Below are 22,090 nucleotides of genomic sequence, written 5' to 3'. Positions count from 1 at the left end.
ACCTTCATGGCGCATACCGACACCACCGGAGCGTGCATCACCTGTACGGACGCCTCCATCAAACGCGGCAACAAGCTCATTTGGAGCGAAGGCACATTCACCATTCCACGCGGTTCCGTAACGGCCATTGTAGGCACCAACGGCGCAGGCAAGACCACGCTCATGAAAGCGGAGCTCGGCCTCATTCCGTTGGCCACGGGTTCGATGGAAGTGCTCGGCAAACCGGCCGGCCAGATGAACTCCCATATCGGCTATGTACCGCAAACCTATACGACCGAAGTCGATTCGAGCCTTACCGCCGAGCAATCGGTGCTGTTGGGTTTGACCGGCACGCGTTTCGGCATCCATATCGTTACCAAGGCCCAGAAGCGCAAAGCGTATGAGGCCATGGAATTCATCGGCATCGCCGACAAGGCCAAAATGCGCCTGTCCGAACTTTCCGGCGGCCTGCGTCAGCGCGTCGCCATCGCCCAGGCGCTTGTTTCGGACCCCGAGCTGCTCATGCTCGACGAGCCGCTGGCCAACCTCGATTTGGTCAGCCAGCGCGCCACCGTGCATATTCTGGCCAAGCTCAACCGCGAGTTGCACATGACGATCCAGGCTGTGGCCCACGACCTGAACATGCTGCTGCCGATTCTTACGGGAGCCGTCTACCTGCTTGACGGCCACCCCCACTACGCCAATCTCAACAAGGTGCTCGACTCGCGCCTGCTCACCCACTTGTACGGCACGAACGTGCAAGTGGTCACCACTCCGCAGGGCGACATGTTCGTCAAGCCCACTTCGGACCGTCTTCCCAACGTTTCCCAGCACACGCACAAGGCCGAGGAACTGGCGTTCCTCCACAACACCGGCACTACCCCGAAGGGACAGGCATGAGCTCTCTTTCCTACGATCCCAACTGGACGCAGACACTGACCACATCGTTCATGACGCGCGCCTTCATCGCGGGACTGTGCATTGCGGTGGCGGCGGGCATCATCGGCTACTTCACGATCGCGCGCCAGTCCACCTTCGCCGCCCACGCGCTGGCGCACATCGGACTTCCAGGGGCCACGGGCGCCGTCCTGCTCGGCCTTCCCGTATCCTTCGGCATGGGCGCGTTCGCCCTGGGTGGCGCGCTCGTCATTGCGGGCTTGGGCAAACGTGCGTCACAACGTGAAATCGCCACGGGCACCGTACTCGCCTTCGCCACGGGCCTGGGCCTGTATTTCGCGCGCCTGTCAAGTTCCGCGTCCCAACAGTTCCAATCGATCCTGTTCGGCTCGATCCTGACCATTTCTCCCAACCAGATCGTCGGATTCATCGTATTCGACGTGATTTTGCTCGCCATCATGGCCGTCGTCTACCGTCCCATGCTGTTCAGTTCGCTTGACGAACAGGTGGCGCAGGCGAAGGGCGTGCCAATCACGCTGATGAACGTGCTGTTCATGGCCATCCTCGCGGGAGTCATTACGATCACGGTTCCCGCTGTCGGCACGCTGCTCATTTTCGCGTTGGTCGTCACGCCGGCCGCCACGGCCAACATGATGACGGCCTCGCCGTTCGCCTCCATGGTCACGGCCATGGTAATCTGCCTGATTTCCATTTGGGGAGGGCTGATTCTGGCGACCATGTTCCCGGCTCCCCCGAGCTTCGCGATCGTGACGCTTTCGACACTATTCTGGATCATCATGAAAATCGTGGAGGCGGTACGCAACCGCTAGCCGAATACCGGCGACTGACGGGTCGCTATCGCAAGGCGGCCCGTCAAAAATATAATGAGCAATATCGCAAGCGAGCTTCACAAAATCGGACAGATTTGGTGAGACTCGCTAATTTTTTTGTGCCGTTGTTCAAAGAGCACAATTTTTGCCAACGATTATTCGACCGATTCCAGCAAGACATTGGCCATCGCGGCGATACCCTCGCCGCGGCCCGTAAATCCCATGCCGTCCGTGGTGGTGGCCGTCAGGGAAACAGGGCATCCCATAATTTCGGACAGCACGCGCTGCGCTTCCCCGCGCCGCGGACCGATTTTGGGACGGTTGCCGATCACGGTGACCGTGGCGTTGCCGGGCGCATATCCGTGCTTGCGCACGTATCGTACAGTTTCTTCAAGCATGACGGTGCCGCGCATTCCGGCGCCGCGTGAAGCGCTTCCCACGCCGAACAGCATGCCGATATCCCCCAATTGCGCGGCGGACAGCAACGCGTCGATCAATGCGTGGATCGCCACATCGCCGTCGGAATCGCCGTCAATGCCATTGCCTTCCCATTCCAACCCCGCTATAAAAAGCGGACGCCGGTTCTCGGCGTCCGCAAAGCGATGGGCATCATAACCAAACCCGATGCGCATGAAAAGTCACTTCTTCTTGGACTTCTTCTTGCCCGCGTTCTCCGCCTCCAAGCGCGCCAACGTATCGGCGGCGGCTTCGTCGGGAGCGTAGGTGTGGTGGTCATCGTCACCCGGCAGCGGATCCTGGTACCCGAGGTTGACGTCCAGCAAGCGCTGCGTCTCTTCCTCGCCCAGCTTCTCGGATAGTGAGATTTCCGAGGTGAGAATGCTGCGGGCCTTCGTGAGCATGCGCTTTTCGCCGGCCGACAGACCATGTTCGTCCACGTCGCGCTGGGCCAAGTCGCGCACCACTTCGGCGATCTTGTTCACATCGCCCGTGGCGATCTTTTCCACGTTGAGCTTGTAGCGGCGCGACCAGTTCATTTCCTTTTCAATGATCGGCGTGCGCAGAATTTCAAAGACCTTGGCGACCTCCTGGCCGTCGACAATGTCACGGACGCCCACCTTGGTGGCGTTCTCCACCGGGACGTTGATGACCAGACCGTCCGAAGACAACACGGACAGCTGCAAATACTCGCGCGTAATTCCCTTGACCGTACGTTCGGTAATAGCCTCGACCTTCGCCGCGCCATGACGCGGATAGACGACCATATCGCCGACCTTGTACCCCATGAATCCTCCGTAAATAAGCCCACAAAACACCCTAATTGTGTCATCCCGGTTGGACGATAGCTGAGAAAAGTAAAGGAATTGTCTGGAAATGTATGTTCGCTCTCCCAATACGTTCACATTTGTGCTTATTCTTTTGCCATGACGAAATCTACATCTCAAATTGCGGACAAGACGTACGACGACGCTCTTGTCCAGGTCAACGCTGACCAGCTCAATTCGGTAAGCAACGGTCAGTTCTACAATCCCCACCAGATTCTCGGCCCGCATCTGGGCGAAGGCAAGAATGCGGCCTACACCACCATCCGCGTGCTGCGTCCGCTGGCCCAGTCCGTGACGATCCTCACGCAGGACGGCCACAAGTACGAGGCGCGCCACGAGCACAACGGCGTTTTCGCCGCCGTCGTGCCGTCGGTCCGCTCCAAGGACGGCGACTGGACGGTTCCCGATTACCGCATCACCACGGTATATGAGGACGGCACCACCGCCACGGCAGACGATCCGTACCGCCATCTGCCGATGATCAGCGAAATGGACCTCTACCTGTTCAACGAGGGCCGCCACGAGCGCCTGTGGGAAGTCATGGGCGCCCATGTGAAGTTCATCGACGACCCGATGGGCTCCTCCGCCGCGGAAAAGAACACGGAACTTGTCGGCACGCTGTTCACCGTATGGGCTCCGAACGCCCACGCCGTGCGCGTGGTCGGCAACTTCAACCACTGGGACGGCCGCTGCCACGCGATGCGCGAGCTCGGCTCCTCGGGCGTGTGGGAACTGTTCATTCCGGGCGTCGCCGCGGGCGAAGTCTACAAGTTCCATATCCTCAACGCCTACAACAACTGGGAAATGAAGGCGGATCCGATGGAGCGCTCCCACGAGATCCCGCCGCGTACGGGCTCCGTCGTGGTCGATTCGCGCCACAACTGGGACGACAAGCAGTGGATGACCCAGCGCGCCCAGCGCGATCCTCACCAGGGACCCGTCAGCGTATACGAAGTCCACGCCAACAGCTGGCGCAGCGACGTGCACAACTACCGCGACCTGGCCAAGGAACTCGTGCCGTACGTGGCCGAGCTCGGCTACACGCACGTCGAGTTCATGCCGCTGGCCGAGTATCCGTTCGCGGGTTCTTGGGGCTACCAGGTGACGGGCTACTACGGAGTCGACTCCCGACTGGGCGGTCCCGACGACTTCAAGTACCTTGTGGACAAGATGCATGAAGCCGGCATCGGCGTTATCATGGATTGGGTTCCGGCCCACTTCCCGAAGGACGCGTTCGCGCTTGGACGCTTCGACGGCACGCCGCTGTACGAGGATCCAGATCCGCTGCGCGGCGAACACCCGGATTGGGGCACCTACATCTTCAACTTCGGCCGCCGCGAAGTGCGCAACTTCCTCGTGGCCAACGCCTGCTACTGGCTGGACGAGTACCACATCGACGGCCTGCGCGTGGACGCAGTGTCTTCCATGCTCTACCTCGACTACAGCCGTGAAAACGGCCAGTGGCGTCCGAACAAGTTCGGCGGCCGCGAAAACCTCGAGGCCATCCAGTTCATCCAGGAAGCCAACGCGACGGCCTACAAGAACAACCCGGGTATCATGATGATCGCCGAGGAATCCACGGCTTACCCGGGCGTCACGGCCCCAACGAGCGAAGGCGGCCTGGGCTACGGCCTCAAGTGGAACATGGGTTGGATGCACGACACGTTGCAGTACCTGCACGAAGAGCCTGTCAACCGCAAGTGGCACCACAACGAGATCACGTTCTCCATGGTGTACGCCTACTCGGAGTACTACATCCTGCCGATCAGCCACGACGAGGTCGTGTATGGCAAGGGTTCCCTGATCGGCAAGATGCCGGGCGACGACTGGCAGCGCTTCGCCGGTGTGCGTTCCCTGTTCGCGTACCAGTGGGCGCATCCGGGCAAGAACCTTTCGTTCATGGGCAATGAAATCGCCCAGTACGGCGAATGGGACTACAATTCCCAGCTGGATTGGGATTGCCTGAACTGGCCCGACCACCGCGGCGTGCAGTCGCTGGTCAGCGACCTGAACGCGCTGTACAAGCGCAGCCCCGCGCTGTGGAGCCAGGACTTCGATCCGGCCGGCTTCCAGTGGCTCACGAGTGACGATTCCGACCACAACACGCTGTCGTTCATGCGTATCGGCAAGAACGGCGAGCAGATGGTCGTGGTGGTAAACTTCTCTGGCTGCGCTTGGCAGGACTACCAGGTGCCGCTGCCCCAGGGTGGCAAGTGGAAGGAAGTGCTGACCACCGACGACGAGCAGTATGGTGGTTCCGGCATTCACAACACCAATATTGAGGCGAACGCCGGCGAATACCATTCGCGCCCGTTCTCTGCCAAGATCACGGTGCCGGCTCTCGGCGTGGTGTTCTTGGAACCGGAGAACTAGAAAGGAAAACTCATGATGAATTCGTCCACGCAACGTGGCAAGTCGCGCGTCATCCTAGTAGTGGAAGATGAACCGACGCTAGCGACGGCCATTGCGCAACGTCTTACCGCCGAAGGCTGGACGGCCCGTGTCGCCTCTGATGGCGCCACGGCCGTGCAAGCCGCCCTGCAACTGCGTCCAGACTTGATCATTATGGACGTCATGCTGCCGGTCATGGACGGCCTCGAGGCGACCAAGCGCATTACGGCCGAGCGCCCGACGCCTGTGCTCATGCTCACCGCGCGTGATGACGAAGCAGACAAGATCATCGGTCTGGGCGCCGGCGCCGACGACTACATGACCAAGCCGTTCTCCATGCGCGAGCTTATCGCCCGCTGCAAGGCGCTGCTGCGCCGCGTGGACCGCGCCCGCGTCATCGCCAAGAACTCCGAAAATGAGAAGATCCTCGATTTCGGTTCCCTGGTCATCGACCCGGCCCAGCGCGTGGTGACGCTGAACGGCGAGACCGTGCACCTGACGCCCACCGAGTTCGACTTGCTGGTCACGCTGGCGCGCAAGCCGCGTTCGGTACTCACTCGAGAAAAGCTGCTCGAAGAGGTATGGGACTGGGTGGATGCGTCGGGTACGCGTACGGTGGATTCGCACGTCAAGGCGTTGCGCCACAAGCTCGGCTCCTCAATGATCCGCACGGTGCATGGCGTGGGATATGCGTTTGAACCGCCGGTCGACTGATGAATAGTGCCAACAAGCACACCAAAGGGCGTTCGTCTTATTCGTTGGAGATCGAACGCCCTATTGGGTTGTACTCCTCACTTCGCGTAGAACTCAGCATCCTGATCGTGGCCGCGACCATCCTCACTTTCGTGATCGCATGGGCGTTGACCAAGGTAGGTATCAATGGTTGGTATTCCATGCCGCTGACCATTGTGGTGACGCTGACGTTCACGTATATCTTCGCGCGCAGCCTGACGATGCCGCTGCGCAAATTGCGCACGGCGGCCGAGGCCATGGTCGAGGGCGACTACAGCGTGCGCATGCAAGTGGATCCCAAGCACAGCGACGAGATTTCCCAGCTCGCCCGCGCCTTCAATGAGATGGCCGAGGAACTCCAGCACGCCGACCAGATGCGCCGCGATATGGTGGCCAATGTGAGCCACGAGCTGCGTACGCCCGTATCCGCGTTGCAGGCGATGGTGGAAAACATGGCCGACGGCGTGATGGAGCCGTCCAGCGCGAATATGGAAAACATTTTGCGTCAGACGCACCGCCTATCCGACCTTATCGCGTTCCTGCTGGACCTGTCGCGAATGGAGGCCGGCGCCGCGAGCCTGCACGTCCAGGAATTCAATTTCGCCGATTTCATCCACGACACCGTGGCGCCGCTTAAGGTGGCCGACGCGCAACACCACCATGATATTGAAATCGACGTGCCCGATTCGATTGTCATGGAAGGCGACCAGGACCGCTTGCGCCAGCTGTTCACGAATATTATCGCCAATGCGCTCAAGCATTCGCGCGACAATACGAGCGTCTTGATCGAGGCCCATGAAAACGAGCAGGACGAGACGATCGTGACGAACGTGATCAATTTCGGTTCGCAAATTCCCAAGGAAGTGCGCAGCGACATCTTCCGCCGTTTTGTCAAGGGCAAGTCGGGTCCGGGAACGGAATCCGGCGGTACGGGACTGGGATTGTCCATCGCCCGCTGGGCCGCGCAGTTGCACGGCGGTACCGTACAGGTTGTCGACGACGCGCGCGGTGTGGATTTCGAAATAGTGCTCCCCAAGTACCATTCCGGGATTCTCGACTAATAAATCACGGATAAGAGATCCGCGTACGTTCTCATGTGCCCGTAGCCGGCGCGTAGGCCAGACTTGCCGCGCCGAATACGGGCACTTCAATGTTGCGGAACGCCTGTACACAGGCGCGCATGGTGGCTCCCGAAGTGACGATGTCGTCCACGATGATCACCGCAAGATCCCGGCGCTCCAATAGCGCCGTCCGCATGCGTTTGGATACATCGATATGCCCCGCGACACGACGCGACCGTTGGCGCGCGGAACGCGTTTGCACGGATTTCCCGTGCATGCCGCGCATCTCGAGCGCGCCACACGCCTTGGCGTCCACCCCTTGTTCACGCAACGCGCGTGCAAGCGAACGCGCCAGCGGCATCATGTGGTCGCGTCCGCGGGCGCGTACCGACCGTGGCGAAGACGGAGTCGGAACCACAAGCACATGGCCGTATCCACGCAACCGCGCAAGACATTCGTCACGGCACAACAGCGTGGCCATGATATCGGCAAACGGGCCGTCACATTCCTCGTCCCCATGGTCTTTCCACGCCAATATCGCATGGCGTACCGCGCCCTCATACCGGGCGGAGGCGAATCCCTCCCCCAGCACGGTGCCGGCGAGCGCAAACGTGTAACGTTTTGAAAACAGCCGCGCGCATTTTACGCACAGCACTTCATGCGGCTCGCCACAACCGGCGCAACCGCGCGGAAACAATACGAGTCCCATGGCGTGCGCCATGTCCTTGCAGACGGCCCGCATTTCCTCGATCATGCGTCAAACCACGCGTTCATGGCCTTGCACAGTTCCAACGTGTCTTCAGGTCCGCGCACGCGCAGCGCCGTGGTACCGGCCTTTGCCGCCGGATAATCGTTGCCGTCGGGATCCATGCGGTCGCCGATGAACACGATGTCGCGCACTTCAATGCCCAGCAGCTTCGCCAACTCGCGTACGGCATACGCCTTGTCGAATCCGCGCAAGGAAATGTCCACGCTTGTGGAGCCGCCCGAACGCACTTGCAGATGCGGCACGTCGGCCTGGACGACTTCGGCGAGCGCGTTCTTCTTGCGGTTGTCGGGGTCCCATTGTTCCTTGACGTCCACGGGGGCCTGCTGTCCCAGTGCGGAGAACGTGATTTGGCTGCCGCGGTCCTCGATGCGATCGCCCCACGTCTGCTCGTACCAGATGCCTTGTTCGCGCGCGTGGAGTTCAAGCGACGCGACTACGGTGTCGCGGTCTTCGGGGGAAAGCGAATATTCGTATTGTTCTTCCCAGCCGCCATGGTTCCAGCGGTAGTAACGCGTGCCGCTGGTGGGCATGATGTGCATGGTGTCGCGGTCGGCTTCGGGCGTGAGCACGTCGATGACCTGGCTTTGCACGAGGTCCATTTTGCCGCCCGAGACGATGGCGAGCGGAATATGGGAGCTCAGTTCGGACAGCTGCTGTGCCATGGCGGGTTTCATGGGTTTTTTGGAACGCGCCAGCGTGCCGTCGAGATCGAACGCCACAAGTTTCATGTGGGCGCATACTCCGGCGATATTGACGTGATCCCAGTATGGTACTTCGATACCGGCCATGAAACGCGCCTCCCTGATCAGCGACTATGATGCGTGTAATACAGTTGCTAATGGTAACGCATCTTGACGTGAAGGAATAGAACAGTGAACAATTACCAGTTGCCATGGGAAACGAAGGTCTACCGCAATCGCCATGGTCGTGGCGTGCGCACTCCCATGTTCGGCACACGTCTTCCGCGTTACCGTACACGCAGCGGATTTTTTGACGATTTGGTCATTGGCCAAATTCGCAGGCTGCGCGGGGCATGGCCGGAATTGATCGGCCCGCTCCAGTTTGCGGTGGAGGATGTGCCGCCGTCCATGCCGGCCCCGTGGGAGCCGGAGCGCCGTATCGCTTCGCAGGCGTTCGCGGCGAGCCATGGCGCTCCTGCGCGCATTGTGCTGTACCGCATGCCGTTGCAAGGCCATGCCCACAACCGTATCGATCTGCAGTTCGCCATTCGCGACGAGCTTGTCCTGCGCGTGGCGGAGCTGTATGCGCGCCGTCCCGAGGAAATCGATCCCGATTGGGGCATGATGTAACTCAACGCACGAGGTTCAAATCGCTGTGGGCCGTTACGGTCTGCTTGGCGATATTGAAATCCGTGGCCTGAAGATAGCCGATTCCGGCGTATTGCGCCTCGTCCACGGCTTTGCTGTTCGTAACCACGCCCCATGCCACAGGATCATCCCCATACACATGCACGGCGATCAGGTTGTCGCCCAAGTCGTCAAGGTCAATGCTGGTGCCGCCCGACGCGTTCAGCGTCACATGCTCCGTGCTTGCGACCATACCGTCGACACCGATGCTTTCTACCGTCGCCTTGACCTTGCGGTTTGCAGGATTGGACAGTTCGACGCTGCCGCCAGCCTCTTCGGGGATGGCTACGGCCGCTTGCGTAAATCCCGTGGCGGCGTTCATGCAGGCGAAGTCCTGCTGGCCGTCCTTGCCGTTCTGCACCATGCGTCCCGTCGCGGCCACGGGCTCGTTCGACTCAATGGCCACCCCGACCGTGTGCTGGGGGGCGTGATGCAGGTCGACCACCTGCACTTTGTCCGCGTCCAGGTGTTGTTTGGCCGCGTCCTTGGCGCCATTTTTGGTAATCCATTTCAGTCGCACGTCACTGTCCGCATGGCCGAACAGCATGATGTGCGCGCTATCCGCGTCATGGGCGTCCATGGGAATGACCGAATGGCACGCCATGGCGTGCTGCGGTACCACGAAATCCGAGCCGTGCGGCGTCAGGCCGTCCATGCTGATGGAACGCACCACCGTGGCAATGGGCGATGTGGAACTCGTGACCGACACGTAGAGCGCTTCCTGTTTCGGCGCGGCCGCGGCAAGGTTGACATACGCCGTCTTGTTCGCGCCGATGGAAATGACGCTGTTGGTCGCCATGGCGATAGGGCCGCCCGTAGTCCCCCACATTTCCATGGATACGGAAATGGAACGGTCCGAAGGGTTGGCGATCACAAGCTGCTGCGTATTGCCGGAGGTTGTGGCCGGCACCAGCAACTGCTGGCGCTTGCCCGTCGCGATGCATGAGGTCGAGGAAACGCCCACAATGTCGCCGCGCGTGGCCCACGACATCAACGCTCCCGCCGCGCCGGTACCGTCTTGTGTGGTCAGGATGCGCGTGTCGAACAGCGTCGCGTTCTTCTGCGATTGGGCGGAGGCCGTGATCACGTCGGTGGAATTCTGGTCAGTGTTGCCGAGCACCGTGGCGTTTTCCGCCTGCGCGTCCGCAATATCGCTGACCTGCGCGTGGAAAATCGACCCCATGGCCACATAGCGCGTGCGCGAGGTGATGTCTCCCGTGGTGGCTTGGAATTCCGAATCCCCATACGAATGGGTGTCGGCAAGGTTCATCTGGCTCGGGCAATACTGTTCGAGCTGTTTGGGGCTCACCTGTTGGGAAATGCCGGCGGCGGCCTTCATCGCACCGTTCCATGGCGCGGCTCCCGTCGACAGGATCGACAGCGCCGCCAACACGGCCACCACAAGAATCGCGCTCGCCACACCGAGGCTTACACGAGAAATCTTGATTCCCGAAGAATGCTTGCTCATGCTTCCTCCTCATTACCGCGCAGCGTGCGCGGAATGGCCACAATCACATACAAGGCGGCGATCACGCCAAGGCACCACAGCCACGCTTGGCGCCATACGCTCGACTGCGTGCGCTGTTGCCAATCCGTGGTGATCTTCTGGTCCACGCCGTCAATATTGACCAACCGGAAATATATGCCCTCGTCATTGTTGACCACAGTTTGCGTGCCGTCCGAAGCCGTGATGTTGGAAATGAGCTGGTCGTTGGCTTTCGCGCTGGACTCGGGAGAATTTTTCACCACATAGATGCCGCCGAATCCCAACCCGATCAGTTCGTTGATCGCGTCCGAATCCGCATTGCCCAACAACTTTCCGGAGATCAGCGCAATATGGTCGTTTTCCGGATTCACTTCCCTGTTGAGCGCCACGCGCACGCGCTGCACGGGAGAACTGTCGATCAGGTCTCCCCTGCTCGTGCGCATCACGTTGTAGGCGGCGCTGCCGTTCGATTCGGCGGCCATGGCCAGCACGCGGCGGTCGCCATTTTGCGCGAGATAGTCTTGCGCGACCACGGGAATGCCTTGGGAAGAGACGCCCACCTGCATGAACTGGGCCCGGAAAACGCCGCATGTGGCGCACAGGGCCGCCACGCACGCCAGCACAACGGCCACGACGATGCGCGACCCCATACGGGCATGCGCCTGTACGCGGCTCTCCTTGCCGCGCAGTTCCGTAAAGTGCGTGATAGCCGGCCCCGCTACCATGGCGGCGCAAGTGATGACGCCGACAAAAGTCAACGCCATGCCAGGCGCCGCAGATCCGCCCGCTTGGCCATAGGGCGTGACGGCAATGCCTACGGAAGGTGAAATCACGGCGAGCAGCAGGCCGGCCACAATTAGCGACCAGAGCATGCGGGACGGGCGCAGGACGCTGCTCATCAACAAGGTACCCAACGCGATCAGCGTCAACGCGACCATGGCCACCAGCACGGCGACGGCGGCAATATGGGACCAATCCTTCCAGAACGCGGAGGACGTCCATTGGGCGTTGCCCAATCCCACAAGATCAAGTGCGATCTGCACGATGCCCATAAGGCGCGGAGCCCCGTTCACCTGCTGCGCGGGAAGCATGATGTCGCCGAACAGTTGGCGCCACATGCCCTGATACCCGTAACGTATCGCGTTCACGAGCGTGGGCGCGATGGCGAACGCGGCCGGGAACGGGATCAGCACCAGCATGAGGCGATGCCTGGTGACGAATACGAGAAACACGATAAACAGCACGATCAGCGCGAACAGCAATTGCGGTTCGGCGGCCACCACGGGAATGAACAGCAATGCGGCAAGCGCGGCTGCCTGAATGGAGGGACGCGAATGGACGGCCACTTCGGTGCGGTACATGCCCACGGCGCGGAACACGAAGGCGAAAGCCGCTGGCAGGCACACAAACACGGTGAGCATGGGCATGTTCGCTTGGGCGAACAGTCCCCATGCGCACGCCAAAGCGAACCAGGCGAGTCCCGCGCATGCGCGTACCGTGTCGGAACGCGTGACCACGCCCGCGAGCGCCCAGAACGAAAGCACCATGGCCGGAGCCGCCAGGAAGAACATGAGGCTAAGCGCCGCGGCGACATGGCCGCCCGTAAATACGCTGGCAACCATGAGCACGAGCAGCCATGGCGTGGGAGGCGCTGGGACGCCCGTGCCTACGCCGAACACCCATGGCGTGGTGGCCGACGCGACAAGCTGGCCCATGGTGGCGCCTGTGGGAGCGAGCATGGTGGAATACAGCGAGCCGCCGGACCATAGCGAACGCAACACGTCCCAGTACATGGCGCATACGCCCAGCAGTGCGACAAGAGCCGCGATGATGGCGATCGTCCACCGCACGATTCGGCGTTTGCGCAGGTGTGCGACGACTAGCGGGCTCAAGAGCGTGCCCTGCTGCTGGTCTTCAAATTGGCGTGTGGCCTGTTTCCATTGGTCGATTTGGCGCCGGTCGGCGGTCAACACCGACAAGTCCTTGTAGGAAAGCACCGATTGGTTGCGTACGCGGCGGCGTGCGCCCAGGGCCGAGGGAATGTTGCAGAGCGCGATCCAGGGCATGCAGAACATGCACCAGCTGATACGGTTTTTGCGGAACAGTTCGCGTACGGCTTTCACGCACATGATCAGGATGCTCGCGAGCCATACCACCGGCCAACGAACTCCCGAAATGTCGGTATAGCGGTATTTTTGTTCGCTGTGCAAGCGTGCCATGGACGTGTCGACAGCTTCGTCGGCGTCCAGCGGCTGGCCGTCGGCCGTGCGTATTCCCTCGAAGCGCGCGCGACGGTGCGCGATACGGGCTTGGGGCACGACCACCACGCGCTTGCCGTGCAGGCACAGCCTGCGGCAGAAGTCGGCCGACTCCCCGAAGGTGCCGAACCATGGAGTGACGCCGCGCATGGCTTCCAGCGTGTCCCCCACGACCAGTGCTCCGGCGAAGGAGACGGCGAACACGTCCTGGCGCATGTCGTATTGCTCCTGGTCGGGTTCCCCGTCCACCACAAGCGTTCGCAGGCAATGATGTCCCGCATAGGCGCCCACATTGTGCAACAGTTCGCCATCCCAGTCGAGCTGCTTGGCTCCGAGAATCGCGGCGGTCGGGGTGTTGCTCCACGCTTCCAGCAACCGTTCCAGACACCACTGGTCGGCCGGACGCGAATCGTCGTGCAACAGCCACAGCGCGTTTTTGCCTTGCGCCAGCGGGGAGATGCGCGTGACTTTGCCCACGGCGTCGCCGAACGACTGGGCGTGGTGCACATGCATGATTTGCACGGTCACTTGTTGGCGTATTTGTTGATGTTGCGCGGCGGCCGACTGCGTCATGATGTCGATGTCCGTGCGCAGCGAAGCCGTTTCCTGCTGCGAGCAGTCGGCGATGACCACGGCTCCCGGCACCACGGTCTGCGAGAACACGGCCCGCAACGTCTCGGGGAGGAATCTGGTGTCTTCTTGCACCGTAATAATGGCCGTCACTTGGTCGTCCACGCGTGCGGCGTGCCGGTAAGGCCGTGCCACGAGCACCTTGTCCACCACGCGCTGGATTTCATTGCCGCCTGTCAAAGTCATACCCTCCAGTGTACGCACGCTCTACCTTAGCGAACATCCGCGGTTACCCCGCGGACTGCGCACGTACCAATATAACAGTAGTCTCCATTCCCCCGAACGCAGGGCCGGCGCCTTCGCGGCCGCCCGTTTGCGCGAAAGTTCAACGCACTGCTTTATAATCTCCATGAATACCTTGAATATGCCGCATGTTGTCCGCGCCACAGTTTGGGGTCATATACGCCCATAAGAAGGAAGGCAAGAGCTTGGCTGCACACAAACATACCCGCGATGCCAATCCGAACCTGAACGGCAGCGCCAAGACTCCGCCACAACATACGGGCCGCCCCTATGTCATTTCCCACCATGTGCGCACGGTCGTGGCGTGCATCGTGATCGCCGCCCTGGTATTCGCGGCGTCCGCGGCGGCGGCCGTCTGGATCAATTTCGACAGCGCCATCCGTACGCGCAGCGTCGATTTCTTGGAACAGAACGGCGAACAGGAGGAAGTGATCGATCCGAACGCGGGCAAGCCCATCACGTTCGTCGTCATTGGCCAGGACACGCGAGACGGCGGCAACGCTTCGCTTTCCGGCGGCACGGAAGCGGACATGGGCGACCATCAGGCCGACACCACGATGGTCGTGCAAATTTCCGCGGACCGCTCCTATGTCAACCTCGTCTCCATTCCGCGCGATTCCCTCGTGGACGTGCCAAGCTGCCATACGAGCAACGGCACTATCCCTGCACAGCAGGGCGTGATGTTCAATTCCATTTTCAGCACCGCATACCGTGAAGGCGGCAACCTTTCCTCGGCGGCCAGCTGCACGGTACAGGCCGTCAACTCGCTGACGGGACTACATATCAAGAACTTTATCGTGGTCGACTTTCAGGGCCTGTACAAGATGATCAACGCGTTGGGCGGCGTGGACATCTGCATCCCCACCGACTTGTCGGACACGTATACGGAACTTACGCTGAAAAAGGGCATGCACCATCTCAACGGCCTGCAAGCCACACAATACGCGCGCATGCGTCATGGTGAAGGCACCGACGGCTCGGACATTATGCGCACCACGCGTCAGCAATACCTCGTGAAAGCCATTTTCAAGGAAGCGCTCAAAAAGAACCTGCTGACACAGAGCAGCCAGCTGTACCAGTTGGCGCTCGCCGCCATCGAATCGCTCAATATCAGCAGCGGCATGGCGAACACGTCCGCGCTCGTGGGCCTTGCCATGAGCCTCGTGCACTTGAAGGTGGACCATATTTACGCGCAGACCGTGCCGATCACGGTCGCCCCGTACGACCCGAACCGTGTGGTATGGACGCAGGCCGCCGATGAGGTCTGGCAGAAGTTCAAGGAAGACAAACCGCTGTACGGCTCCGCTTCCGAAGGCCACAAGACGCAGGACGAGCACAAGCCCGAAGCCACGCAGAAGCCGACCGAAGAACCGAAGGCCAGCGAGGAGGCCGCCAAGCCCGAAGAGTCCCAGGAACCGCAAGATACGGGAACGCTGGATCCAAAGACTGGTCTGCTCGTCATGAAGGACGGCACGCTGATCGATCCGAATACGGGCGGCATTGTGGATCCGGATACGGGCGCCATCAAGGATCCGACCACCGAGCAGTATATCGGCACCGCCGATCGCTATATCAACTACACGGTGTGCGGCGTCACCGAATAATCACGGTTGCGTTATGCTGGATTCCTGTACATGGTGCAGGAATCCAGCATTCTATATTGAGCAGATTGAGCAAGAGGGCCAACAAATGACACAAGACGACGGTTCGCATTCCACTCCGCCCAGCTTTTCTCCGTCCGGGCGCAAGGCGCGCCCGCGACGTGGCTCCTCTTCCACCCAACCGCAATCTTCAGGCCGCAAACCCGCCGATCCCGCAAAATCCGCCGGTGGCGCATCCGTACCTCCGAGTTTCGCACCTTCACGATCCCAGTCGCGCGCTTCCCATGAGTCTTCGCCCGCAGCGCACCGTCCCGTGCACCAATCCGCGAACTCAGGCCAAGACGAGCCAATGCCCGCGTCCTTTGCGCCGCACGCCTCGCGCGACAGCCGCTCCAGCGCGCCACGCCAATCTGCCCCGCACCGTGATGCGCGTGCAAACCAATCCCAAGCGCACACTTCCCGGCCTTCAAGCCCTCGCCCTGAACGGCGCGGCGTCACGCCCGCTGTCGCTCCGGTTTCCGCGCGTCCACGCAAAGCGCGTACGCGCAGCGTAGGCAAAACCGTGTTGCGCGTGTTTGTCGCGCTGCTGCTCATTATCGGCTGCATTTTCGCCGGCCTATACGCATGGGTGAATTCCAATCTGCGCAAAGAGGCGTGGCTTACTGACAAGTCGAACAATTCCAAGGCCACCACATGGCTTATTCTCGGTTCCGACGAACGCGACGGATCCACGGGCCACGACGGCACCACGGGTGCGCGTACCGACACCATGCTCGTGTTGACCAAACCCCAACACGGCCCCAGCTCGCTAATTTCCATTCCACGCGACTCGCTTGTGGAAATCGACGGATATTACATGAAGATCAACGCTGTCATGGGCGAAGTGGGCCGCGAACAAGTCGTCAATGAGGTCGAAGACATCATCGGCTACAAAGTGGACCATGTGGCGGAACTGTCGTTCGGCGGCCTGCAGAACGTGGTCAACGCCATGGGCGGCGTGAACCTGTGTTACGACTCCGATGTGCATGACGAAAAATCCGGCATGGACTGGATCGCCGGATGCCACACGGTCGATGGCGCGCAGGCGCTCGCATTCTCGCGCATGCGCTACTCCGATCCCAAGGGCGATTTCGGCCGTGCGGAACGCCAACGCCAAGTTATCGGCGCAATCGCCAAGAAGGCCATGTCGCCTTCCATCCTGCTCAATCCGGGCAAGCTCGGCGCCATTGGCAAAGCCGCCTTGGGCTCCCTTACCGTAGACAAGAAAACTACGCCGTTCACGCTGATGAGCATGTTGCTCGCCTTCCATGACGCGTCCGGCAGCGACGGCATTACGGGCAGCGTGTACTGGAGCAACCCCGACTACTATGTCGACGGTGTGGGATCAAGCGTGTTGCTCGACAATGATGCGAATGAACAGTTGTTCACGTCGCTGAGCGACGGCACCCACAAGCCCGGAACGGTTGGCGGCATGACCCAGGAGGCGCAGGAGGCGCTGCTGGCCGGCCAGCAATAGCGGCGCGACACACCCGTCAAACCACAAGGGCGTCCCCGGCTGGCCGGAATGAGGTTTATCTGCCATAGTGCCCCCTATGGCTCGACGAGGAAAACATCATCCCCCTGATTCGCGGCGGACGGGATCCAGACCCGGCCGGCGACCTTCCACTTCCAAGCGGCGCGTGCCGAACACGCGTCACGCCGGATCCTTGCGCGCGTTGCGCGTGTTCGCGTATGCCGCTCCTGTTGCGGCCCAGGCCATCATGCTCGTCGTGATGCTGTTGCAAGGCCAATGGCTGTTCGCGATCATGGTGTTTGCGGGATGTTGCGGATGCGCGGCGACCTTGCTGATCACCTTGCTCAGGCAGCAACCGTCCGCGGATCCGCTCTCCTCATCGGCAATCGCTGGTACTGGCCCACCCCAGCAACATCAAGAACGTGCGGACGAGCCCGCGCTTCATGAACGAATCCTGCCCGCCACCTCGTTGGAAGAATTGTTGGGCATTGCGGGCCAACGCGACGCGTGGCGTATTATTGCACGCCGTTGGCTCTCTCCCGCCCATTCCCTACGCGTCCCGCTCGGCGTGGACGGACACAAGCGCCCCGCATTCCTTGACCTGTTGGAACAAGGCCCCCACGCCATTGTGGCGGGTACTACGGGTTCCGGAAAATCGGTATTGTTGCAAAGCTGGTGCATGGCATTGGCGGCGCTTCATCCTCCCCATGCGCTGCAATTCCTCCTGCTCGACTTCAAGGGCGGCTCCGCCATGAACGCGCTTTCCACGCTCCCCCACACGCGCGGTTGCGTCAGCGATCTGGACTTGCAGCACGCCATGCGCGCGCTGGAGGCCATCGAGCAGGAACTGCGCGGCCGCGAGCGCCTCGCCGCGCAACAGGGTGTCGCCGACATTCGCGACATGGATCCGCGTCCGGCGCGCATGATTGTCGTGGTCGACGAATTTTACGCGATGGCGGGCCAGCTTCCCGACTATATGGACCGGTTGATCCGTGTGGCGTCGCTCGGCCGCTCGCTGGGCATGCATGTGGTCGCCTGTACCCAAAATCCGTTGGGGCAAATCAACGCGTCGATGAAAGCGAACATGAGTTTGCGCGTATGCATGCGTGTACATGATTCGTTGCAATCGCAGGAAATGATCGGTTCGGACCACGCCGCGCGGCTGAGCGCCAAGGCGCCCGGTACGGCTTTGTGCTGTGTGGACGGCCGGGAAACGCTATTGAGGTGCGCTTTCTGTACGGATTTGGCATATGTGGCGCGTCAAATCCGCTACGCGGCGCGTTTGCATGGCTGGTTGCAGCCTGAACCGCTGTTTACCGCGCCATTGCCCGCACAGATTACGTACGAACGCGTATTGCGCGAACACCAATCCGGGTGCTCGCCCGGCCAGAGCGTCCTGATCGGTCTTGCGGACGACGGCGTGCACACGGCGCCGGCCCATGTTCCCGTGGACCGTGGCAATATCGCGGTGGTGGGCATGCCGGGCCGTGGACGGTCCACACTGTTGCGCCATATTGAACGCCTCGTCCGGGAGCGCGGTTGGAAGCATGTTCGCGTGGTGGACGACGCCGACGAGTTGTTGGACGTGTTGAACACCTCGGCGTGCGCGGAACAATTCCGCCATGACCTGTTCGACGAGCGCCGTACGGTGGTCATGGCGTTGCGCTCGACCAAATCCCTACGCATTCCCGAGCATGGCACGATCCGTGTCATGTTCCCTTGTGCGGAACGCAGTGTCGATTTGGCCGACGGCATCCCCTCCGCGCTGCTCAATACGATGACGGTGCAGGATTTGCATACGCCGGGACGGGCCGTGTTGCTGGGTGTGGGACAAGCGCGCGTCATCCAGTGTGTCGCGCCGATCGGGGATGCTTAATATGTAGGGAGCTTTCTTCCTGCGACAGGCCCGCCTCCATACCACATCAGCATGGCAAAAGGCCCGTCATGTTCCCTTCATGGGCTCCGAAACATAAAATTTTCACAAAATCTCCGCGAAACCCTTGAATTTGGGGCCTGTTATACCTAGCATAAAACACGTAGCACACACTACACATACACTAAAAATTGAGAAGAGGGACTCATGAGCAGTGCATATGATTGGCGCGCGAAAGCGGCCTGTCGCGACAAAGATCCGGAATTGTTTTTTCCTGTAGGCAATACGGGCGCCGCTTACCAGCAGATTGAGGAAGCCAAGGCCGTATGCCGCACCTGCAAGGTGATGGACGCCTGCCTCAAGTGCGCACTGGACACGAACCAGGATTATGGCGTATGGGGCGGTTTGAGCGAAGACGAGCGCCGTGCCCTCAAGCGCCGCGCGATGCGTGCACGCCGTTCCCAGGTCATGCAGATCTGACCGCACGCTCAATACCATTCTTGAGAGAATAGAAGGACAAGGGCTTGGTTATGACGCCAAGCCCTTTTATTATGCCTTCTGCCATGCCTTGCCGGCGATCACACGCCCAAGGCGGCGCGCAACTTGATGTTGAGGATCACGCGCGTGCCACCCTCTTCTCGCGGCTCCCATTCCACAGTGCCGCCAAAATCGTTCTTCACGAACGTATTGATGATTTGTGTGCCCAGACCCGAGCCCGAGGAACGTGCCATGCCGTTGTGTTCCTCGTGTTCCATGCCGTTGCCGTCGTCTTCCACCACCACATGCAGGTTCTTCCCGTGGCGTTCCACGCTTACAGTGATATGGCCTTCTTTGAGGCCTTCGTACCCGTGTTCCACGCAATTGGTGATGAGCTCGGTCAGCACCAGCGACAGCGGCGTGGCGTCTTGGGCGGGCATCATGCCGAATTTGCCCACATAGTCCACGGAAATGTTCTGATCGCGCATGGAACCCAAATCGATGCTCATACGCAACAGGTTCGAGATCACCTTGTCGAAGTCGACGATTTCATCGGCCGTCTGGCTCAGGCCCTCGTGCACCATGGCGATGGTCTGCACGCGGCGCTGCGCCTCGGCGAGTTCCTTCTTGACTTCCTGGGACTGCGTTTTGCGCGCCTGCAGACGCAGCAGCGCCGACACCGACTGCAAATTGTTCTTCACACGATGGTGGATTTCGGAAATGGTGGCGTCCTTGGTCTGCAATTCGACTTCGCGGCGGCGCAATTCGGTCACGTCACGGCACAGGATGATCGCGCCCGTACGGCCCGCGTCGTTCGACAGCGGGAACGACCTCATCGACACGACGGAACGGTTCGCGTTGATTTCCGAATCCACGGGCGCCTTTCCCGTCAGCACGAGCGGCAGCATTTCAGGGACGGGATCGTTCTCGTGAAGCAGCTGCGTGCCGATTTCACTTAGGTACAGCCCTTCCATGGCGCCGTTCATGCCAAGACGGCGGAAACAGCTGATCGCGTTCGGCGAGGCGTATTCGATGATGCCGTCGAGCGACAAAATGATGAATCCGTCCGCCACGCGCGCGTTGTGGCGCTGGTTGATGACGGGGTCCGTATACGGGAATTCGCCCAGCGGAATCATGTCGTACAGGCGCTTGCCGGCGTTGATGCTTTCATTTTCATAGCGGCCGTTGAGTTCGCGCGTGGCCATGTTGGTTTCCCGTACCACCAGTCCCAGCGTTTTGCCGTTATGCACGATCGGAGCGTACACATTGCAGATCATCGTGTTGTCGAGCGCGCGCAAGGTGGTGGAATGGAAGACCGTCTGACATTGCATGGCGGCGTCCAGTTCGTCCATATATACGTCGGGAACCACGGCGCCCACCACATCGTCGGAACGCAGTCCCATTACCGTGGACGGACGGCACTGTTCAGCAATTATGTACGTGCCGTCACCGTTTTGCAAAATCAGCATGAGATCGGCGAAACTCAAGTCCGCGATCACTTGCCAGTCTGCCACTAAATGATGCAGCCACTCGCGATCGGAATTGTCAAGATCGGACCGAGTGGCCAATATTTGCGAAAAATCAGCCATACAGAACATAGTAAGGCGTCACCGTCCCATCATCCATATGGGACGGCGCGTGCGCGTCTGTACAAAAAAATAATTTGACAAGCCAATAAGTTACGCTAACGTAGGTTACGGTAACGTAATACCCGACTACACGTCGACCGACAAGTCGATGACCAAGGCGTGAGGTGAACATGCCAGAACGTATGACGCGCGAGCAAATACTCGCGAAACGAGAAGCGGTGACGGCCGCGCGAGAGGCGGCCATGCAGGCCAAAGCCGACCGCGTGCGACTCAAGGCGGAACTCAAAGCGCAAAACATCCGCGCCAAGGCGGACGAGAAAGCCAAAGTCGTTATCGCCAAGGGCGAAGCGCACGCCGCGAAAATTGAAGGCATCGTCCCCAATGAGGTGCAGCGCAAAATCCGTCTGGATGTGCACGGCAGGCCAAAGCCGCTAATGCGCGGATGGTTCCACGCGATCACGGCGCCGCTGGCGCTCGCCTCGGGCATCGTGCTCATTTGCCTGGCGCACGGAACCGGACTCAAATGGGCGTGCGCCGTATTCATGACGGCCTCGCTAATCCTGTTCGTCAATTCCGCGGCCTACCATTTGGGAGACTGGTCGCCGCGCGTCACGGACGTGCTGCGCCGCATCGACCATGTGAACATTTTCCTGCTCATCGCCGGCACGTACACGCCCATCGCGTTCGCGCTTGACACGTTCTGGCGCAACGCCATCATCATCGGCATGTGGTCATGCACCTTCGTGGCGCTGCTGATCCATGTCATCTGGATTACGGCCCCGCGCTGGCTCTATACGATCGTATACATCATCTTCGGCGTCTCGGGCGTGGCGTTCATGGGATTGTTCTGGCAGTCCCCCGCCGCGGGCCCGGCCGTAGTGATCCTCATTTGCGCGGGCGGCGCATGCTATATCGCGGGCGCGATCGTGTATGGCCTGCGCAAACCGGATCCGTGGCCCAAGGTGTTCGGATTCCATGAAATCTTCCATTTGGGCACTGTCGCGGGATACGCCTGCCATGTGGTGGCCATCTATCTGGTGGTCGTGCATTTGGCGCATTTGCCCGTGTTCTAGCTTCCGCTTCTCCCGCGGCCTTCCGCGTTTCTGTCTCT

The 22,090-nt window shown here is 60.6% G+C and carries 18 protein-coding genes; 11 read left to right on the top strand and 7 right to left on the bottom strand.

The genetic code is table 11. The features are described 5' to 3' along the window. The first annotated feature begins 6 nt into the window (after window positions 1-6). Window positions 7-879, top strand: coding sequence for an ABC transporter ATP-binding protein (locus BMAGN_RS02910; protein WP_022859214.1), 873 nt, complete (start codon window positions 7-9; stop codon window positions 877-879). Then, a complete protein-coding gene (locus BMAGN_RS02905) occupies window positions 876-1,706 on the top strand; it encodes a metal ABC transporter permease (RefSeq protein WP_022859213.1) in 831 nt (276 codons plus the stop codon). Before BMAGN_RS02910 ends, BMAGN_RS02905 begins: the two co-directional genes overlap by 4 nt. A gap of 155 nt (window positions 1,707-1,861) precedes the next feature. Here BMAGN_RS02905 and ispF read toward each other — a convergent pair whose 3' ends face one another. Together ispF and BMAGN_RS02895 are read right to left on the bottom strand one after the other, a co-directional pair. Beyond that, complete coding sequence (gene ispF, locus BMAGN_RS02900; protein WP_022859212.1) at window positions 1,862-2,338, bottom strand: 2-C-methyl-D-erythritol 2,4-cyclodiphosphate synthase; 477 nt, start codon at window positions 2,336-2,338, stop codon at window positions 1,862-1,864. Between the two features lie 6 nt (window positions 2,339-2,344). Beyond that, entirely contained in the window at window positions 2,345-2,950 is a 606-nt protein-coding gene (locus BMAGN_RS02895) for a CarD family transcriptional regulator (RefSeq protein ID WP_022859211.1), read from the bottom strand. A 138-nt stretch (window positions 2,951-3,088) separates the two neighbouring features. Between BMAGN_RS02895 and glgB the strand changes: the two genes are divergently transcribed. From glgB to BMAGN_RS02880, 3 genes are read left to right on the top strand one after another with little or no spacing between them, the layout of a single operon-like run. Continuing rightward, a complete protein-coding gene (glgB, locus tag BMAGN_RS02890) occupies window positions 3,089-5,362 on the top strand; it encodes a 1,4-alpha-glucan branching protein GlgB (protein ID WP_022859210.1) in 2,274 nt (757 codons plus the stop codon). A gap of 12 nt (window positions 5,363-5,374) precedes the next feature. Next, window positions 5,375-6,094 carry a response regulator transcription factor gene (locus BMAGN_RS02885; protein ID WP_022859209.1) on the top strand — a complete coding sequence of 240 codons (720 nt, stop codon included), beginning with the start codon at window positions 5,375-5,377 and terminating at the stop codon, window positions 6,092-6,094. Next, window positions 6,094-7,173 (top strand): sensor histidine kinase, encoded by a 1,080-nt coding sequence (locus BMAGN_RS02880; RefSeq protein WP_022859208.1) that lies wholly within the window; start codon window positions 6,094-6,096, stop codon window positions 7,171-7,173. The genes BMAGN_RS02885 and BMAGN_RS02880 overlap by 1 nt, the downstream gene beginning before the upstream one ends. A gap of 31 nt (window positions 7,174-7,204) precedes the next feature. Here the strand turns inward: BMAGN_RS02880 and BMAGN_RS02875 are convergent, their stop codons facing one another. Together BMAGN_RS02875 and BMAGN_RS02870 are read right to left on the bottom strand one after the other, a co-directional pair. Continuing rightward, complete coding sequence (locus BMAGN_RS02875; protein ID WP_033510481.1) at window positions 7,205-7,927, bottom strand: ComF family protein; 723 nt, start codon at window positions 7,925-7,927, stop codon at window positions 7,205-7,207. Continuing rightward, window positions 7,924-8,730 carry an HAD-IIB family hydrolase gene (locus tag BMAGN_RS02870; RefSeq protein WP_026501871.1) on the bottom strand — a complete coding sequence of 269 codons (807 nt, stop codon included), beginning with the start codon at window positions 8,728-8,730 and terminating at the stop codon, window positions 7,924-7,926. The genes BMAGN_RS02875 and BMAGN_RS02870 overlap by 4 nt, the downstream gene beginning before the upstream one ends. A gap of 84 nt (window positions 8,731-8,814) precedes the next feature. Here BMAGN_RS02870 and BMAGN_RS02865 point away from each other — a divergent pair, with 84 nt between their 5' ends. Beyond that, complete coding sequence (locus BMAGN_RS02865) at window positions 8,815-9,252, top strand: metallopeptidase family protein (RefSeq protein ID WP_022859207.1); 438 nt, start codon at window positions 8,815-8,817, stop codon at window positions 9,250-9,252. Between the two features lies 1 nt (window position 9,253). Here the strand turns inward: BMAGN_RS02865 and BMAGN_RS02860 are convergent, their stop codons facing one another. Further along, a complete protein-coding gene (locus BMAGN_RS02860; RefSeq protein WP_034250293.1) occupies window positions 9,254-10,777 on the bottom strand; it encodes a DUF5719 family protein in 1,524 nt (507 codons plus the stop codon). Then, window positions 10,774-13,869 carry a glycosyltransferase family 2 protein gene (locus BMAGN_RS02855; protein ID WP_034250292.1) on the bottom strand — a complete coding sequence of 1,032 codons (3,096 nt, stop codon included), beginning with the start codon at window positions 13,867-13,869 and terminating at the stop codon, window positions 10,774-10,776. The genes BMAGN_RS02860 and BMAGN_RS02855 overlap by 4 nt, the downstream gene beginning before the upstream one ends. A 242-nt stretch (window positions 13,870-14,111) precedes the next feature. Here BMAGN_RS02855 and BMAGN_RS02850 point away from each other — a divergent pair, with 242 nt between their 5' ends. The 4 genes from BMAGN_RS02850 to BMAGN_RS02835 all read left to right on the top strand — a co-directional run bounded on the left by BMAGN_RS02850 (window position 14,112) and on the right by BMAGN_RS02835 (window position 19,393). After that, window positions 14,112-15,530, top strand: a complete 1,419-nt coding sequence (locus BMAGN_RS02850; protein WP_022859204.1) for an LCP family protein — start codon at window positions 14,112-14,114, stop codon at window positions 15,528-15,530. 85 nt (window positions 15,531-15,615) lie between these two features. Beyond that, the gene (locus BMAGN_RS02845) at window positions 15,616-17,043 is read left to right on the top strand and encodes an LCP family protein (RefSeq protein WP_022859203.1); all 1,428 of its coding nucleotides are present in this window, start codon (window positions 15,616-15,618) and stop codon (window positions 17,041-17,043) included. A 163-nt stretch (window positions 17,044-17,206) separates the two neighbouring features. Beyond that, on the top strand, window positions 17,207-18,916 hold the full coding sequence (locus tag BMAGN_RS02840; protein ID WP_022859202.1) for an FtsK/SpoIIIE domain-containing protein: 1,710 nt from the start codon (window positions 17,207-17,209) through the stop codon (window positions 18,914-18,916). Window positions 18,917-19,120: 204 nt separating this feature from the next. Beyond that, complete coding sequence (locus BMAGN_RS02835) at window positions 19,121-19,393, top strand: WhiB family transcriptional regulator (RefSeq protein ID WP_022859201.1); 273 nt, start codon at window positions 19,121-19,123, stop codon at window positions 19,391-19,393. A gap of 98 nt (window positions 19,394-19,491) precedes the next feature. On the opposite strand, the gene BMAGN_RS02830 is transcribed toward BMAGN_RS02835, so the two are convergent. Further along, a complete protein-coding gene (locus tag BMAGN_RS02830; protein ID WP_022859200.1) occupies window positions 19,492-20,979 on the bottom strand; it encodes a sensor histidine kinase in 1,488 nt (495 codons plus the stop codon). A 182-nt stretch (window positions 20,980-21,161) separates the two neighbouring features. Here BMAGN_RS02830 and trhA point away from each other — a divergent pair, with 182 nt between their 5' ends. After that, a complete protein-coding gene (trhA, locus tag BMAGN_RS02825) occupies window positions 21,162-22,052 on the top strand; it encodes a PAQR family membrane homeostasis protein TrhA (RefSeq protein ID WP_022859199.1) in 891 nt (296 codons plus the stop codon). The last annotated feature ends 38 nt before the right edge of the window (window positions 22,053-22,090 follow it).

Origin of the sequence: Bifidobacterium magnum, assembly GCF_000741255.1 — a bacterium.
GTDB classification, from domain to species: Bacteria; Actinomycetota; Actinomycetes; order Actinomycetales; family Bifidobacteriaceae; genus Bifidobacterium; species Bifidobacterium magnum.
Note: the sequence above shows the minus strand (reverse complement) of the source record. Positions and strands in the feature narration are given on the sequence as shown.